General features: G+C 63.2%; 14 protein-coding genes. 5 read left to right on the top strand and 9 right to left on the bottom strand.

Annotated elements, in window-relative coordinates; all coding sequences use genetic code 11:
- Positions 1 to 16 precede the first annotated feature (16 nt).
- A complete protein-coding gene (locus tag AC1D05_RS19455) occupies positions 17 to 853 on the bottom strand; it encodes a class I SAM-dependent methyltransferase (RefSeq protein ID WP_477443053.1) in 837 nt (278 codons plus the stop codon).
- An 80-nt stretch (positions 854 to 933) separates the two neighbouring features.
- Between AC1D05_RS19455 and AC1D05_RS19460 the strand changes: the two genes are divergently transcribed.
- On the top strand, positions 934 to 1,842 hold the full coding sequence (locus AC1D05_RS19460) for a LysR family transcriptional regulator (protein ID WP_477443055.1): 909 nt from the start codon (positions 934 to 936) through the stop codon (positions 1,840 to 1,842).
- Positions 1,843 to 1,887: 45 nt separating this feature from the next.
- On the opposite strand, the gene AC1D05_RS19465 is transcribed toward AC1D05_RS19460, so the two are convergent.
- The 5 genes from AC1D05_RS19465 to hisS form a co-directional block, all read right to left on the bottom strand.
- Positions 1,888 to 2,991 carry a calcium:cation antiporter gene (locus tag AC1D05_RS19465; protein ID WP_477443057.1) on the bottom strand — a complete coding sequence of 368 codons (1,104 nt, stop codon included), beginning with the start codon at positions 2,989 to 2,991 and terminating at the stop codon, positions 1,888 to 1,890.
- Between the two features lie 214 nt (positions 2,992 to 3,205).
- Positions 3,206 to 4,978: an AMP-binding protein gene (locus AC1D05_RS19470; protein ID WP_477443059.1), complete on the bottom strand. Its 1,773-nt coding sequence runs from the start codon at positions 4,976 to 4,978 to the stop codon at positions 3,206 to 3,208.
- 189 nt (positions 4,979 to 5,167) lie between these two features.
- Positions 5,168 to 5,869, bottom strand: a complete 702-nt coding sequence (gene hisG / locus AC1D05_RS19475) for an ATP phosphoribosyltransferase (protein ID WP_477443061.1) — start codon at positions 5,867 to 5,869, stop codon at positions 5,168 to 5,170.
- Positions 5,866 to 6,987, bottom strand: a complete 1,122-nt coding sequence (locus tag AC1D05_RS19480) for an ATP phosphoribosyltransferase regulatory subunit (protein ID WP_477443063.1) — start codon at positions 6,985 to 6,987, stop codon at positions 5,866 to 5,868. Before AC1D05_RS19480 ends, hisG begins: the two co-directional genes overlap by 4 nt.
- 11 nt (positions 6,988 to 6,998) lie before the next feature.
- On the bottom strand, positions 6,999 to 8,492 hold the full coding sequence (hisS, locus tag AC1D05_RS19485) for a histidine--tRNA ligase (protein WP_477443065.1): 1,494 nt from the start codon (positions 8,490 to 8,492) through the stop codon (positions 6,999 to 7,001).
- A gap of 248 nt (positions 8,493 to 8,740) precedes the next feature.
- Here hisS and AC1D05_RS19490 point away from each other — a divergent pair, with 248 nt between their 5' ends.
- Together AC1D05_RS19490 and AC1D05_RS19495 are read left to right on the top strand one after the other, a co-directional pair.
- Positions 8,741 to 8,992: a hypothetical protein gene (locus AC1D05_RS19490; protein WP_477443067.1), complete on the top strand. Its 252-nt coding sequence runs from the start codon at positions 8,741 to 8,743 to the stop codon at positions 8,990 to 8,992.
- Between the two features lie 49 nt (positions 8,993 to 9,041).
- Positions 9,042 to 9,431 carry a hypothetical protein gene (locus tag AC1D05_RS19495; protein WP_477443069.1) on the top strand — a complete coding sequence of 130 codons (390 nt, stop codon included), beginning with the start codon at positions 9,042 to 9,044 and terminating at the stop codon, positions 9,429 to 9,431.
- An 85-nt stretch (positions 9,432 to 9,516) separates the two neighbouring features.
- On the opposite strand, the gene AC1D05_RS19500 is transcribed toward AC1D05_RS19495, so the two are convergent.
- A complete protein-coding gene (locus AC1D05_RS19500; protein WP_477443071.1) occupies positions 9,517 to 10,155 on the bottom strand; it encodes a DNA-3-methyladenine glycosylase I in 639 nt (212 codons plus the stop codon).
- Between the two features lie 215 nt (positions 10,156 to 10,370).
- Between AC1D05_RS19500 and AC1D05_RS19505 the strand changes: the two genes are divergently transcribed.
- Both AC1D05_RS19505 and AC1D05_RS19510 read left to right on the top strand, forming a co-directional pair.
- Positions 10,371 to 11,114, top strand: coding sequence for a L,D-transpeptidase (locus AC1D05_RS19505; RefSeq protein WP_477443073.1), 744 nt, complete (start codon positions 10,371 to 10,373; stop codon positions 11,112 to 11,114).
- A 261-nt stretch (positions 11,115 to 11,375) separates the two neighbouring features.
- Positions 11,376 to 12,296: a bifunctional 5,10-methylenetetrahydrofolate dehydrogenase/5,10-methenyltetrahydrofolate cyclohydrolase gene (locus tag AC1D05_RS19510; RefSeq protein ID WP_477443075.1), complete on the top strand. Its 921-nt coding sequence runs from the start codon at positions 11,376 to 11,378 to the stop codon at positions 12,294 to 12,296.
- Positions 12,297 to 12,305: 9 nt separating this feature from the next.
- Here the strand turns inward: AC1D05_RS19510 and AC1D05_RS19515 are convergent, their stop codons facing one another.
- Together AC1D05_RS19515 and glcF are read right to left on the bottom strand one after the other, a co-directional pair.
- Positions 12,306 to 13,370 carry a hypothetical protein gene (locus tag AC1D05_RS19515; protein ID WP_477443367.1) on the bottom strand — a complete coding sequence of 355 codons (1,065 nt, stop codon included), beginning with the start codon at positions 13,368 to 13,370 and terminating at the stop codon, positions 12,306 to 12,308.
- A complete protein-coding gene (gene glcF / locus AC1D05_RS19520) occupies positions 13,342 to 14,640 on the bottom strand; it encodes a glycolate oxidase subunit GlcF (RefSeq protein ID WP_477443077.1) in 1,299 nt (432 codons plus the stop codon). Before glcF ends, AC1D05_RS19515 begins: the two co-directional genes overlap by 29 nt.
- Positions 14,641 to 14,648 lie beyond the last annotated feature (8 nt).

Consider the following 14,648-nt stretch of genomic DNA (forward strand, 5'->3'; position numbering starts at 1 on the left):
CCCGTCAACTGTTGATCTACGCGGCCTCGAAGACGGCGGTCAGGATGCCGAGCCGACCCTCCATGAGATTTCGTCCCAGATTGGCTGCAAGCTCGGCAAAGTCCGGTCCCATCACCACGCCGAGATTTGGCGCAGGCGGCGGACCCGAGGCACGCAACTGCGTGAACCAGGCCTTGGCGACTTCAGTGTCGTCATGCGAGGCCAGCGTGCTGAAGCCGGCCGGTTCGATCGCCTCACGCGTCGCGTCGACTGTGAGGAGAAAACTCGTCGCCGGCGTTCGCGCCCAGGGAAGCGGATAGTGCGGTTCTCCGCCGCCCAACACGACGTCGAAGGTGGCGAACCTGCCGCCTGATTTCAGCACGCGCCGAATCTCGCGGTAGAGCCGCGCCCGGTCGAAGATGTTCATTGCCACATGCTGCAGCAGCACGATGTCGAAACGTCCGTCGTCAAATGGAAGCTCCAGTGCGTTGGCGGTCTGGAACGACAATTGCCCGCCCTGCCCCGTGCGCTCGGTCAGATATCGCGCGGCATCCACGAAAGGCGCGCTAAGGTCGACGCCGGCAACCCGACAGCCATAGGTCGCAGCGAGAAAGCGCGCCGGCCCACCAATGCCGGAGCCGACGTCCAGAACGGACATGCCCGCGGTGATGCCAGCCAATTGGGCAAGCTCGGCGGTCGCCGCAAGCCCACTGGTGTGAAACTGGTCGAGGGTGCCCAGTTGCTGCGGGGTGAGAAGCTGATCCTCCGGGCCGAGGGCAGCCAGCACCGCCTTCAGCCGCTCGGTCAGGCCGGTCGCGCGATAGTGGTCCCGCACGCCATCAAGTTCATCGGTCATGGCAAGTTCATCGGTCATGGCAAGATGCCTCCTGTCTTTCAGCCTCTTACCTAAGCCCGCTTCCACAACTCGACTATCCGGTATAATCACAACAACCTATGAAGCAGAGCTACACAGTCCGGCGCGGTGCACTGGAGGGCCTCGAGGCGTTCCTGGCTGTCGCCAGGCGCCGTAACTTCCGTCGTGCCGCCGCCGATCTCGGCGTGACGCCATCCGCAGTAAGCCAGGCGGTGCGCGCGCTGGAAGCGCGCATCGGTGCGGCGCTGTTTGTCCGCACGACGCGCAGTGTCGGCCTGACCGAGGCCGGTCAGCGCTTCCTCGACCGTGCCGGCCCTGCCTTCGAGGAGATTGTCGCGGCCGGCGAGGCCGCGCGCGATGTCGGCCGGCGGCCGACCGGCCTGCTGCGCCTGTCGGTGCCGCGCGCCGTCGTGCCGTTGATCCTGGAGCCGGTGATCGCGTCGTTCTGCCAGGCCTATCCCGAAGTCGAACTGGAGATTGCCGCGAGCGACGAGATGGTCGATCTGGCGACCGGCGGGTTCGATGCCGGCATCCGCCTCGGCCAGTTCATTGCCACCGACATGGTGGCGGTGCGGCTGACCCCGTCATTCCCGTTCGTGGTGGTCGGCAGCCCGGACTATCTCGAGCGCCATGGCCGCCCCGAACGCGTCGACGATTTGCGCAATCACGCCTGCTTGCGCCTGCGCCGTTCGAACGGCGCCATTGCGCCATGGACGTTCGTCGACGGCAACGAGGCGATCGAGGCCATGGTCTCAGGCCCATTGATCGCCCACGACTATCCGACGCTAATCGGGGCCGCGATGCGTGGGATCGGGCTGGCGCAGATCCCTCGGCCCGTCGCCGAAGGTCCAATAGGCCAGGGAAAACTCGAGCCGGTGCTGGACGCCATCGCCGCGACGACGCCGGGCGTCTTCCTCTACCATCCCGGCAAGCGCCAGATCCTGCCGAAACTGCGCGCCTTCATCGACCACCTCAAATCAGGGGTTTGAGGCAGCGAAGGATGCCGCCCGTGGCGCTCGCTTACACCAAAGCTCTCATGGTATAAATATCAGAAATACATAGGTAAAAAATACTACAAGATGGACCATTCCGGTCAAGAACGTCGTTCTTTCAGTGCTGAAGCTTACATTGCATATGACAAGTGCCAAGACCAAAAGGACCGCATCAGCAGCCGGCAGCCCCAGGGTCAGTCCTCTCCCGGTCAGCAGGCTGGCGGCTGCTACTCCCGGTATGGTCAGGCCGATCGTGGCGCAAGCCGAACCCATCGCGACATTCAAGCCGCGCTGCAGCTCGTTGTTGAGTGAAGCGCGCACCGCCGAAATGGCCTCCGGCATCAACACCAGCCCCGCGATCATTGCCCCGACAATGCTGTCAGTCTGGGTCACCTGGTAGGCAACGAGCGCATCTTCGACGCTTGCCGCGACCTGCTCGGCGAGCATGACAATTCCGATCAGGCCGGCGATCAGCAACAGAGCGCTGGCAGAGATGTTCTCGTGAGGGGCAGCGCGCACCGAAACGTCGTGTGGTTGTCCCTGGGTAAAGTCTTCCCGGTGCCGGACGGTCTGCGCGAACACGAAGCTTGCATAGAGCAGCACTGAAAGGACGCTGACGAAACCAAGTTGGGCTGCCGAAAACGTGCCGGGATCCGTGGTCTGGGTGTAGGTCGGCAGAATAAGCGTCATGACGGTCAACGCGATCAGAACCGCCAGATAGGCACTGGTCCCTTGCCGCACGATGGCCTGCTTGCGATGACGCCAGCCGCCAAGCGCGAGACACATGCCGACAACGCCGGTGGATGTGATCATCACCGTCGAGAAGACGGACTCCCGTGCCAGCGTCGGGTTGTTCTCTCCATGCAGCATCATGGAAACAATGATCGACACTTCGATTGCCGTGACGGCAAATGTCAGTACCAGCGTGCCGTACGGCTCCCCTACCCTCCGAGCCACCGCCTCGGCGTGGTCGAGCACCACGAAAATGGTGACGAACATGATCGCACACGACAGCGCACCGACAAGGATCCTGGTGCTCGGCGAACCTACGTCTACCGACAGTCCGCTGGCCCTGACCGCGACGGCCATCGCCAGCGCAGCGAGGGGCATCGCGTAGGAAATCGCCGATCGTCCAAAACCAGTCATTCAAGCCCCCATATGTTTCTGCGAACCTTGCGGAAGCCTGTGGGGAGCGCCTCAGCCAATGTCATCGCAAAGCCGGGTCATCGCAAAGCCGGCAAGCCCATCGCCCGGCGTTCGACTCCGGCAAACGACACCGACCTGCGGCTCCTGAAGATGCCGCAAGGTCGCGCGACCTTGGCAATATTGAGCGCAACGACAAAATCGAGGCGCCCACCCCTCACGCCGTCTTCTGCGTCACCAGTCCAAGCTCCTCCACCATCGCTTCGCGCATCAGGAATTTCTGCGGCTTGCCGGTCACCGTCATCGGCAATTCGGTGCGGAAGCGGATGTGGCGGGGGATCTTGTAGTGGGCGATCTGGCCGGCGCAGAAGTTCTTGATCTCCTGCTCGGTGGCGATCTGGTTGGGCTTAAGCACGATCCAGGCGCACAGCTCCTCGCCATATTTGGCATCGGGAATGCCGAACACTTGCACCTCCCTGACCTTGGGATGGCGATAGAGGAATTCCTCGACCTCTCTTGGATAGACGTTCTCGCCACCGCGAATGACCATGTCCTTGACGCGGCCGACGATGTTGCAATAGCCCTCTGCGTCTATGGTGGCGAGGTCGCCGGTGTGCATCCAGCCGTCGCTGTCGATTGCCTCGCGGGTCTTCTCCTCGTCGTCCCAATAGCCCTTCATCACCGAATAGCCGCGCGTGCACAATTCACCCGGCGCGCCGACGGCAACCGTGGCGCCGTCGGCATCGATTGCTTTCACTTCGACATGGGGGTGGACGCGGCCAACCGTAGAGACGCGTTTTTCCAGGGGATCGTCGACGCCGCTCTGGAAGGACACAGGACTGGTCTCGGTCATGCCATAGGCGATGGTCACCTCCGACATATGCATCAGCGACACCACCTTCTTCATCACCTCGATCGGGCACGGCGAGCCGGCCATGATGCCGGTGCGCAAGCTGGAGAGGTCGAAGGTCGCGAAATCCGCATGGTCGAGCATGCCGACGAACATGGTCGGTACACCGTAGAGGCCGGTGCAGCGTTCCTGCGCCACGGCCTTCAGCGTCGCGCCCGGGTCGAAACCCTCGCCCGGGAAAACCATCGTCGCGCCCTTCGACACGCAGCCCATCGTGCCCATCGACATGCCGAAGCAATGATAGAGCGGCACCGGGATGCAGAGCCGGTCGTCGACGGTGAGCTTGATCGCCGAGGTGACGAAATTGCCGTTGTTGACGATGTTGTGGTGCGTCAGCGTCGCGCCTTTGGGCGCGCCCGTCGTGCCCGAGGTGAACTGGATGTTGATCGCGTCGTTCGGCTTCAGTCCCTCGGAGATGCGGTCGAGGCTGTCATGCTCATCGCGGCCGGCCATGGCCAGCACGTCGGCGAAATTGAACATGCCTGGCGAATTGTCCTCGCCCATGCGGATGACGATCTTCAGATCAGGCAATTTTTGCGCCTTGAGCTTGCCGGGGGTCGCGGTGGCGATCTCCGGCGCCAGCGTCTCGATCATGCCGAGATAGTCCGAGGTCTTGAAGCTGGCCGCGGTGACGAGCGCCTTGCAGCCGACCTTGTTCAGCGCATAGTCGAGCTCGGTCAGCCGGTAGGCCGGATTGATGTTGACCAGGATCAGGCCGATGCGGGCGGTGGCGAACTGCGTCACCAGCCATTCCCAGCGGTTGGGCGACCAGATGCCGACGCGGTCGCCTTTTTCGAGGCCCAGCGCCAGGAAACCGGCGGCCAGCGCGTCCACCGTGTCCGACAGTTCGCTCCAGGTGAAACGCTTGTCCTGACCGACAAAGACGGCGGCATCCTGTGTGGCGTATCTGCTGGCGGTGTCGGAGAAAAGCTCGGGAATGGTCTTGTCGAGCAGCGGCACCTTGCGCTCGCCCGAGACATGCGCCCTGCCATCGACGGGTGCGATAAAGACGCTGCCGGCGCGCGCGCCGCGGCCGCGCAGATTGGTGGCGTTCTTCAGCTCGTCGAGATTGACCGGCATCGCTGTTTCCTCCCAGGCGCGCCCGAGTCTATCAGCCCGGCGAGGCAGTGGAAATCCTGTCGATGGTCGATCCCTCCCCCTCGAGGGGAGGGTGCCGAGCGGAGCGAGGCGGGTGGGGTCGTCTGACGTCGAGCACTGCCGCGATGACCCCACCCGTCCATCCGCCTTCGGCGGCTGTCCACCCTCCCCTCAAGGAGGAGGGAGGGCACTCATCTTCGTGATAATGTCGCGCAAGATGGCTTCATCGCCTGCGGCGCGAGCTTTCTTCGACGCCACCAGACAGGCCTGCGACCTCAGCACAACCCCGTCGCCCAGCACCTTGAGGTGGTTTGCGCGCAGCGTCGAGCCGGTGCTGGTGATGTCGACGATGACGTCGGCAAGTCCGGCCGCCGGCGCGCCTTCGGTGGCGCCTAAGCTCTCGACGATGCGATAGACCTGAATGCCGTGCTTCTGCGAGAAAAACTGCTGCGTCAGCCGCCAGTATTTGGTGGCGATCCGCAGCCGCCTTCCGTGGCGCTGACGGAAATCGGCAGCGACGTCGTCGAGATCGGCCATGGTGTCGACATCGAGCCAGATTTCTGGCACCGCGACCACGACATCGGCATGGCCGAAGCCGAGACGGGCAACGATTTCCGCGCGGGCCTCCCAGTCGGCGAGGTTTTCGCGGACCAGATCCTCGCCGGTGATGCCGAGATCGACCGCGCCCTGGCCGATTTCGCCCGATATTTCGGAAGCCGACAGGAAGGCGACCTCGACATTGTCCAGCCCCTCGACCCGGGCGTGATATTTGCGCTCGTCGCCGGGCAGGCTGATGGCGAGGCCGGCTCTGGCCAGCACTTCCAGCGCCTGCTCTTTCAGCCGGCCTTTCGACGGGATCGCCAGCGTGATCATGGTGCCGTCTCCCGCAACGCCTCGATGCGGTCGAGCCAGACGGAAAAACCGACACCGGGAATGGCGGTCTTTGCACCAAGCAGCGTCAGCAGCCGGTCATAGCGGCCGCCACCGGCCAGGGGACGCTCGCCATCCTGCGCCGCGATTTCAAAGACCACACCGGTGTAGTAATCGAGCGGCCGGCCGAAGGCGGCGTCGTAGCGGATTTTTGCTGTTGGCAAGCCATGCGCCTCGATCGCCCTGGCGCGGGCCGCGAATTTTTCCAGCGCGGCACCCAGAGAAAGCCCGGCGCCAACAGCGAAGGTCTCCAGCGCCTCAGCCGCGCCATCGAGTGGCACGTCGATCGCCAGAAAATTCTTCAGTGCAGCAAAGGCTTCGTTGGACAGCCGCACGCTGCGCAATTCGGCTTTCTCGATCAATCGCCGCGCAATGTCTGTGGGCGAGCGCCCGCCGGATGCCGACAGACCGGCTTCCTCCATGCCGCCGGCGATGTGGGTGGAAAGACCTTCGAGATCACCATCGAGGACAAGCGACGCGACCTCGCCGGAAAGCTGGCCGTTGCGCGGCGGATTGGCGAGATCGGCAAGTGCCGCCTGCAACATCGGCGCCGAGCCGAAGGCACGCGCCAACCGCATGCGCCAGCCGCGCGGCAGGCCGAGGGCCGCCAGCACCGCTTCGAAGACGCCTTGGTCGCCGAGCGTGATCGTGAGCGCCTGACCGGGCAGCACCAGCGACAGCAGCGCATGCGCGTCGGCTACCGAGCGGGCATCGGCTTCAGCCGTGTCGCGATCGCCAAGGTCCTCGATGCCGGCCTGAAAGAACTCGTTGCCGCCTTCACGGCGCTGGCGAAACACCTCGCCCAGATAGGAATAACGGCGCGGGGTGCCGGCCTGCGAACTTATGTGGTCGAGGCAGACCGGAATGGTGAATTCCGGCCGCAGGCACAGTGTCTGCCCGGTCTCGCTTTCGGTGAGGAAGATGCGGCGGCGCAAATCCTCGCCGGCCATGTCGAGGAACGGGTCGGCCGGCTGCAATATGGCGACCTCGACCGCATGCGTGTTGCGCGCGGCGAAGAGGCTGATGATGTCGGCTGCGATGGCGGGGTAGCGGGAGGTCACTGGCCGCGCTCTTATTTCGCGCGGTCAGCAGCCTGCGCCGCCAGGATCTTCTTCACCTCGGCGACGAGTTCGCTTTCCGCCACCGTCACCTGAGCCGGGCGCGCGGCTCGCCATTCGGCGTTATCGGTGATTTCCGCCGACATGCGCGCGCCTTCGATCAGATCCTTGATCTGCAGCTCACCCTTGGCGCGCTCGTCACCGCCCTGGATGATTGCGACCGGGCAATTTCGCCGGTCGGCATATTTGAGCTGCGCCTTCATGCCGGCGCCGCCGAGATACATTTCGGACCGGATGCCGGCGGCGCGCAGCTCGCCGACCATCTTCTGGTAGCGACCGAGGCTGTCCGTATCCTTGTCCATGACCAGCACGACGACCGGTGCGATCACATCGGCGCTGTCGAGTTTGCCCAGGTTCTTCAGCGCCGTCATCAGCCTGCTAACGCCGATGGAAAAACCCGTCGCCGGCACCGGCTCGCCACGGAAGCGCGAGACCAGACCATCATAGCGGCCGCCGCCGCCAACCGAACCGAAGCGCACGATCTGGCCGTCCTCATTGGGGATTTCGGCCAAAAGTTCGGCCTCGAGGACGGGGCCAGTGTAGTATTCGAGGCCACGCACAACCGAGCGGTCCATGGCGATGCGGTCTTCGGCATATCCCGCCGCCCTGACCAGCGCTTCGATGATCGCGAGTTCGCTGACGCCTTCCTGATAGGTCGCGTTCCTGACCATGGAATCCTGGCCTGCCTGCGCATTTCTCGCGGTTGCTTGAAGAACCGCCTCGGCTTGCCCATTGTTCAACCCGGCGCCCTTGGCGAAGTCGCCTTCGCCTTCCTTGCCGCCATCCCAACGCCCCGGCCCAAGCAGGAGCTTCACGCCTTCCGGCCCGAGCTTGTCCAGCTTGTCTATCGCGCGCAGCACCGTCAGCCGGCGGCCGGCATTTTCGTCGCCGCCGAGGCCGATCGCCTCCAGCACGCCGTCCAGCACCTTGCGGTTGTTGACGCGGATGACGTAGTCGCCGCGCTTGATGCCGAGCGCTTCCATCACGTCGGCCATCATCATCGCCATTTCGGCATCCGCGGCGACACCCGGCGTGCCGATGGTGTCGGCATCGAACTGCATGAACTGGCGGAAGCGGCCGGGCCCGGGCTTCTCGTTGCGGAACACCCAGCCGGAGCGGTAGCTGCGATAGGGTTTCGGCAGGCGCTCGTAATTCTCGGCGACGAAGCGCGCCGTCGGCGCGGTCAGGTCGTAGCGCAGCGACAGCCACTGCTCGTCATCGTCCTGGAAAGAGAACACGCCTTCGTTCGGCCGGTCCTGGTCGGGCAGGAATTTTCCGAGCGCATCGGTGTATTCGATCAGCGGCTGGTCGGCGGGCTCGAAACCATAAAGCTCATAGACCGAGCGGATCGTCGCCATCATCTTCTCGACGGCGCGGATGTCCTCGGCGCTGCGGTCGGCAAAACCGCGCGGCAATCGCGCTTTCGTCTTTTCCGATTTGTCGGCCATGAGATGAGCACCCGGTGTTTCGTGGCGCTGCGCGGATAGGAATTTCCTATTCGGCAGCGCGCGTTTCCTAACTGATGCGGCCGGGAGCGGCAAGGGTCGGCACCTCGCACCGCGCCCGGTGAGAGCAGGAGGAGTCGAACCCCCTTGAAACAGAAACGCACCGAAAATGAAACAATCCCGCCATGGGCGCGGCATCGTGCCGACACAATCGCGGCCGATATAGCGCAGGACATGAAGGGGTTCGGGACATGACCAGCGCAGTGAAATTCCATGCCAACAGCGATGCCGGCGAATTGCCAGCACGCCTGCGCCCGGCCGGCACCCATGCGCCGAAACTGGTTGGCCAAGCTGCCGGGCCGTTCGATGTACCGGCCGACACCGGCAAGGGGCCTTCCCTGCGGGACGCATTGGTGACCGGCCTGCTGGTGATCTATCCCACGGTAGCTACAGTGGTTGCGATCGTCGCCGGGCTGTTCCTGGCCAGCGTCAACGGCACCTGAAACCGCCCGCTTCGTCGGGTTCCATATTTTCTTGATCGGGGGATTGAGCATGCGACTGGGCTACGCATACGCGCTTGGCTGCGCATTTTTACTCGGGTTGGCCAATCCGGCCAGCGCCGCGGGCTGCAAGCCGGGCGACGCCGGCCTTGCCGGGCACTACTATCTGCGTGGCGTCATGGAGGTCGGCTCCGAACTGCTGCTCAGGAAAGACGGCAGCTTCGAGTTCATGCTGGCCTATGGCGCCAACGACCAGTACGGCAAGGGCTGCTGGGTGAAGAAGGGATCGACCGTCGAGGCCATTCCGGCCGGCCGCAGTTCGGCATCGACGCACCACACGCCCGACGACAGCGGTTTTGGCGGCCTGGTGCTGACCATTTCCGGCCGCAGCCTGGTGTGGGATATCAACGGCAGCGGGCACAGGGGCAAGTTTGAGAAATAGGGGAATGTCAGCGCGAGCATTTGCAGGTTCGCGCCGCCCCTCATGCGCCTGCCGGCACCTTCTCCCCGTGAACGGGCGAAGGAAGCTACTTCGGCCGCTTGAAAGCCTTCCGTTCCTTCTCGACCGCCTTGCGGCAGACACAGCCTTCGAGATGGTCGTTGACCAGGCCCATGGCCTGCATGAAGGCGTAGACCGTGGTCGGGCCGACAAAACTCCAGCCGCGCTTCTTCAGCTCCTTCGATATCCGAACCGAGACCGCCGTGGTCGGGTTGGCGCGCAGGTGGGCGAGATCGACAACCTTGGGCCGCTCGTCCTTGCCGGGTTCGAATTTCCAGAACCAGGCGGCGAGCGAGCCGAACTCGTCGACCATTTCGCGGGCGCGCTTGGCGTTGTTGATGGTCGAGACGATCTTGCCGCGATGGCGGATGATGCCGGCATTGCCAAGCAGGCGCTCGACATCCTTGTCGGTGAAGGCGGCGACCCTGTCGTAGTCGAAGCCGGCGAAGGCCTCGCGAAAATTCTCGCGCTTGCGCAGGATGGTCAGCCACGACAGGCCCGACTGAAACCCTTCGAGACAGATCTTTTCGAACAGCCTGCGATCGTCGGCCATCGGCCGGCCCCATTCATGGTCGTGATAGTGCAGATAATCGGGCAGATTGCCGTGCCAGAAGCAGCGCGCGACACCGTCTGGACCCGCGAGCAGGCCGGTGTTTTCCTTTTCCATAGCCAAAACCCGTTCGTTAATGCGCTTTTGCGCTGCATTTACTGCGGCTTTACCAGATTCCTGAACCCGGCGGTAACCACACCAAAAGGTTTACTGACACTTCCGCATTTTACGCATTCCGATTCATGTTTCGGTTGCTGCTTGCGCGCCAATGATCGCCGAACCGGAGCATTGTTTCCACCCGGTTCTATCAAGACGATCAAGGTGCGTTCCTGATGAAGAGAGTTTTGTTTTCCGTGCTCGGCGCCGTGGCTGCGTTTGCCGGCGTCACGCAAGCAGCCGCTGGCGACCGCTATGCCGACAGGCCGCCCGTGATGGTGAGCCCCGACCTTTCCGCCCCGTGGGTGCTGCAGCTTGGCAATGCGCCCGGCATCGTGCGGCAGAACCGCCAAATCGTGCAGCAGCAGCCGCGCTTGCGCTATGCGCAACCGGCGCAGCAAGACCGCGTGCAGACGGCGGCCGTACAGGCGCCGGCCAAGCGCATGGTCATGCGGCCGCAGATCAACCCGATCTACCTGCCGCAGGAAGTCGCCTATGACGGCCCGCAGAAGCCGGGCACGATCGTCATCGACACAACGCAGAATTTCCTCTTCCTGATCGAGAAGAACGGCAAGGCACGGCGCTACGGCGTCGGCACCGGCAAGCCCGGCTTCGAATGGTCGGGCACGCACAAGATCACCAACAAGCGCGAGTGGCCGGACTGGCGCCCGCCAGCAGAGATGATCAAGCGCGAAGCCGCCAAGGGCCGCTATCTGCCGACCTATCTGGCCGGCGGTATGGAAAACCCGCTCGGCGCGCGCGCGCTCTATCTCGGCACCACCGAATACCGCATCCACGGCACCAACCAGCCCTGGACGATCGGCGGCGCGGTGTCGTCAGGCTGCATCCGCATGCGCAACGAGGACGTGGTCGACCTCTATGAACGGGTCAATGTCGGAACCACGGTCGAGGTGATATGATAGCGAATCACCTCATCGGGAAACACTTGGTTTTCTGAGGTCGGAAGGAATAACGGGGGACGGGCCGTATGGGGATGCGGTCGGTCAAGAAGGGCAGCACGGGAAACCGCGCTGCCCTTCTTTTTTGACCGGCGTCCAAGTGCCTGCGACATGGCCCCGCGTCGTTGCGTCGCGCAGAAGGTATGGCGGTTCGCTTTCGTGCTGCCATTTTCGACGGTCTTTTGCTATGTCGGCGCCAGCGCAAGAAAAAGAGTCCACCCCATGTCCCTGTCCGACGACAGCCGCTATCTCAAGGGCGGCCCGGTAGCCCAGCGCATCATCGCCGCCGTGCGCGAGGATGCGGCAATTGCCAAAGCCGAAGGTTTTCCACCCAAGCTGATCTCGATCACCGTCGGCGATACCGATGCGGTCGACGTCTATGTGCGCAATCAGCGTGCCAAGGCTCAGCTCGCCGGCATCGATTTCGAGGAACGGCGTTTCCCCGCCACCATCACCGCAGGCGAACTGGAAGCGGCCATCCACGGCCTGAACGCCGATCCGCGTGTCACCGGCATCATCATCCAGCGGCCTGTTCCCGCACATATTCCGATCAGGACGCTGCAGGCGGCCGTGCATCCACTCAAGGATGTCGAAGGCATGCATCCGGCCTCGATCGGCAACATCGTATACAACCAGCTCGACCTGGCGCCCTGCACGGCGGCGGCCTCGGTCGAACTGCTCAAGGAAACCGGGCTCGACCTCAAGGGGCTGGAAGTGGTCATCGTCGGCCATTCGGAAATCGTCGGCAAGCCGATCGCCTTCCTGCTGATGAGCGAAGGCGCGACGGTGACGGTCTGCCATCATATGACGCGATCGGTCGCGGCACATGCCCGCCGTGCCGATGCGCTGTTCGTCGCGGTGGGCAAGTCACGGCTGATCAAGGCCGACATGGTCAAGCCCGGTGCCGCCGTCATCGATATCGGCATCAATTCCGAAATTGGGCCTGACGGATCCAGCCGCATCGTCGGCGACGTCGACACCGAAAGCGTGCGCGAGGTTGCCTCCTGGATCACGCCGGTGCCGGGCGGCGTCGGTCCGATCACAGTGGCGATCCTGCTGCGCAACACGATGGTGGCGCTCAGCCGCCAGCGCGCGCTCTATGAGGCCACTTACGGCACCGCGGACAGGCTCGCGGCGGAGTAGCTGCTTGCGTCAGGTGTATTGCGGTACATGGCATGTGATCCGGGATTCCTCATCCCAGAAAACGTAAAGCATGCCACCGCTACCCCAGAAGAAGCCGGCCAATGAATCGAACTGGAGAAGAAATTTCATCTCCCTATCCGTTCCGGGAGCAAGCGGAAATTGCGGCCCCTGAACCCATGACGGCAGCCCGCCAAGCCGAAACAGATTTTGCCTTGAATTGCTGATCCCATACGACTGCCTGAGCCAGCGCTGCGGTGTGGGGGCCAGGCGGACAGTGCTTTCCGCTGTGGCCGGATCCGATGTGAAATCATAGGCGGAATGGAACGGCGCTATCGGTGTCGGCACGCCGGCAGCGTCGTGGGAATAGTAGGTCAGTTCGAGAGAATTCGTACAGGTTTCGATGCGGAGCCTAGGAACAGATATCGTTGTGTCTCCAAAATCCTCCAGGGTAACCAGGTGTGTCAATTTCTGCCGGCAGATCGGGCACGTTGCCGAACCCATGCCTCCGACAGCATATGGCCGTCCGATAGTTGGCAGATGCCAGGTGGGGTGATTGTGGTGCGCGGGAAAGGGCGAGTCGCCCGGAGAGCCGCCTTCGAAGACAAAGTGTTGACAGATTGGCGGTGAACGCGGATCGGCGTGTTCCTGCCAATCTGCGAAATCGTAACTGGTGGCCAGCACACTGTCTGGAAACAAGTCTGGTGCCTGCAGCATGGCATGGGACAACAGGTCTTCAACATCTGTGCCGCGTTTCGCTTCCCCTTGCAGAAAAAATGCCAGGCGGGCCAGATGGGCGTCGTCGAGAAATGAAACGGCGTCGTTAATCAGAGTGATTTGCTGAACATCCGCCTCTACCGCCGCTTTGATCAGTGCAAACAGGAATTCGGACCCGTCCCTAAAATGTCGAGCGATGATTGCTTCGCATTCGGCATAATGGGCTTGGAAAGTCCCGCGCGATCGATCCGACAGCAGCCGAACGATCGTTTCAATTTCCTCGGAGTCTGAGTTGGGCATGCCAGCAGTCCCGCCAATGGGTGTGCCGCAATCAAAGCAATTTTGGCGGCTCACCGCCATAGGCCCAGTCCAGCAGTTTGATCGTGTGCACCACGGGCAGCTTCGCGGCCGACGCGATCTGCGTGATGCAGCCGATATTGCCGGTGGCGACGATCGAAGCGCCTGTCGCCTCGATGTTTTTCACCTTGCGATCGCGCAGTTTGGCCGAAATTTCGGATTGCAGGATGTTGTAGGTGCCGGCCGAGCCGCAGCACAGATGGCCCTCGCGCGGCTCGCGCACGATGAAGCCGGCTTTGGCCAGCAGTTCCTTCGGCTGGCGGATGATCTTCTGGCCGTGCTGCATGGAGCAGGCCGAGTGATAGGCAACGATGGTGCCCGGCTTGCGCACCGGCTCGGGCAAGTCGAAAGCGGCCAGATATTCGGTGATGTCTTTGGCCAACGCCGACACCCGCGCGGCCTTGTCGGCATAGGCCGGATCGAGCCGCAGCATGAAGCCATAATCCTTGATCGTCGTGCCGCAGCCCGACGCGGTGATGATGATGGCATCCAGCCCGCCCTGGTCGATGGCACGTGTCCAGGCATCGATATTTTGCCTGGCCGAGGCCAAGGCGGCTTCCTCGCGGCCCATATGATGAACCAGCGCGCCGCAGCAGCCCTCGCCAGGCGGCACCACGACCTCGACGCCGAGGCGGGTGAGCAGCGAAATCGTCGTGTCGTTGATGGCGGGGTCGAGCACCGACTGCGCGCAGCCGGTGAGGATGGCGACACGGCCTTTTTTTGCCCCCTGCCCGGCATGGACGCCCGGCGAGGCCATCGGCGAGGCTGCCGGGATCGAGGCCGGCGCGAGCTTGAGCATGGCGCCGAGCGGCTTCAACGCCGGCACCTTGTCGAACAGGCCGATGAACGGCTTGCCCAGTCTCGCCAGTTTCAGCGCAGCGCGAAAGCGCGAGGGATAGGGCAGCACGAAGGCCAGCATGGCGCGGGTCAGGCGATCGAGCAGTGGCCGTTTGTAGGTTTCCTGAATATGGGCGCGCGCATGATCGACCAGATGCATGTAATTGACGCCCGACGGGCAGGTGGTCATGCAGGCAAGGCACGACAGGCAGCGGTCGATATGGGTGACGATCTCCTTGTCGGCGGGACGGCCGTTTTCCAGCATGTCCTTGATCAAATAGATGCGCCCGCGCGGTGAATCCAACTCGTTGCCGAGCGTCACATAGGTTGGACAAGTGGCGGTGCAGAAGCCGCAATGCACGCATTTGCGCAGGATCTTTTCCGACTCCGCGACATGCGGATCGGCGAGCTGGGCGGATGAGAAATTAGTCTGCATCGCTGATG

It is taken from the genome of Mesorhizobium sp. P2_E9, from assembly GCF_056403815.1.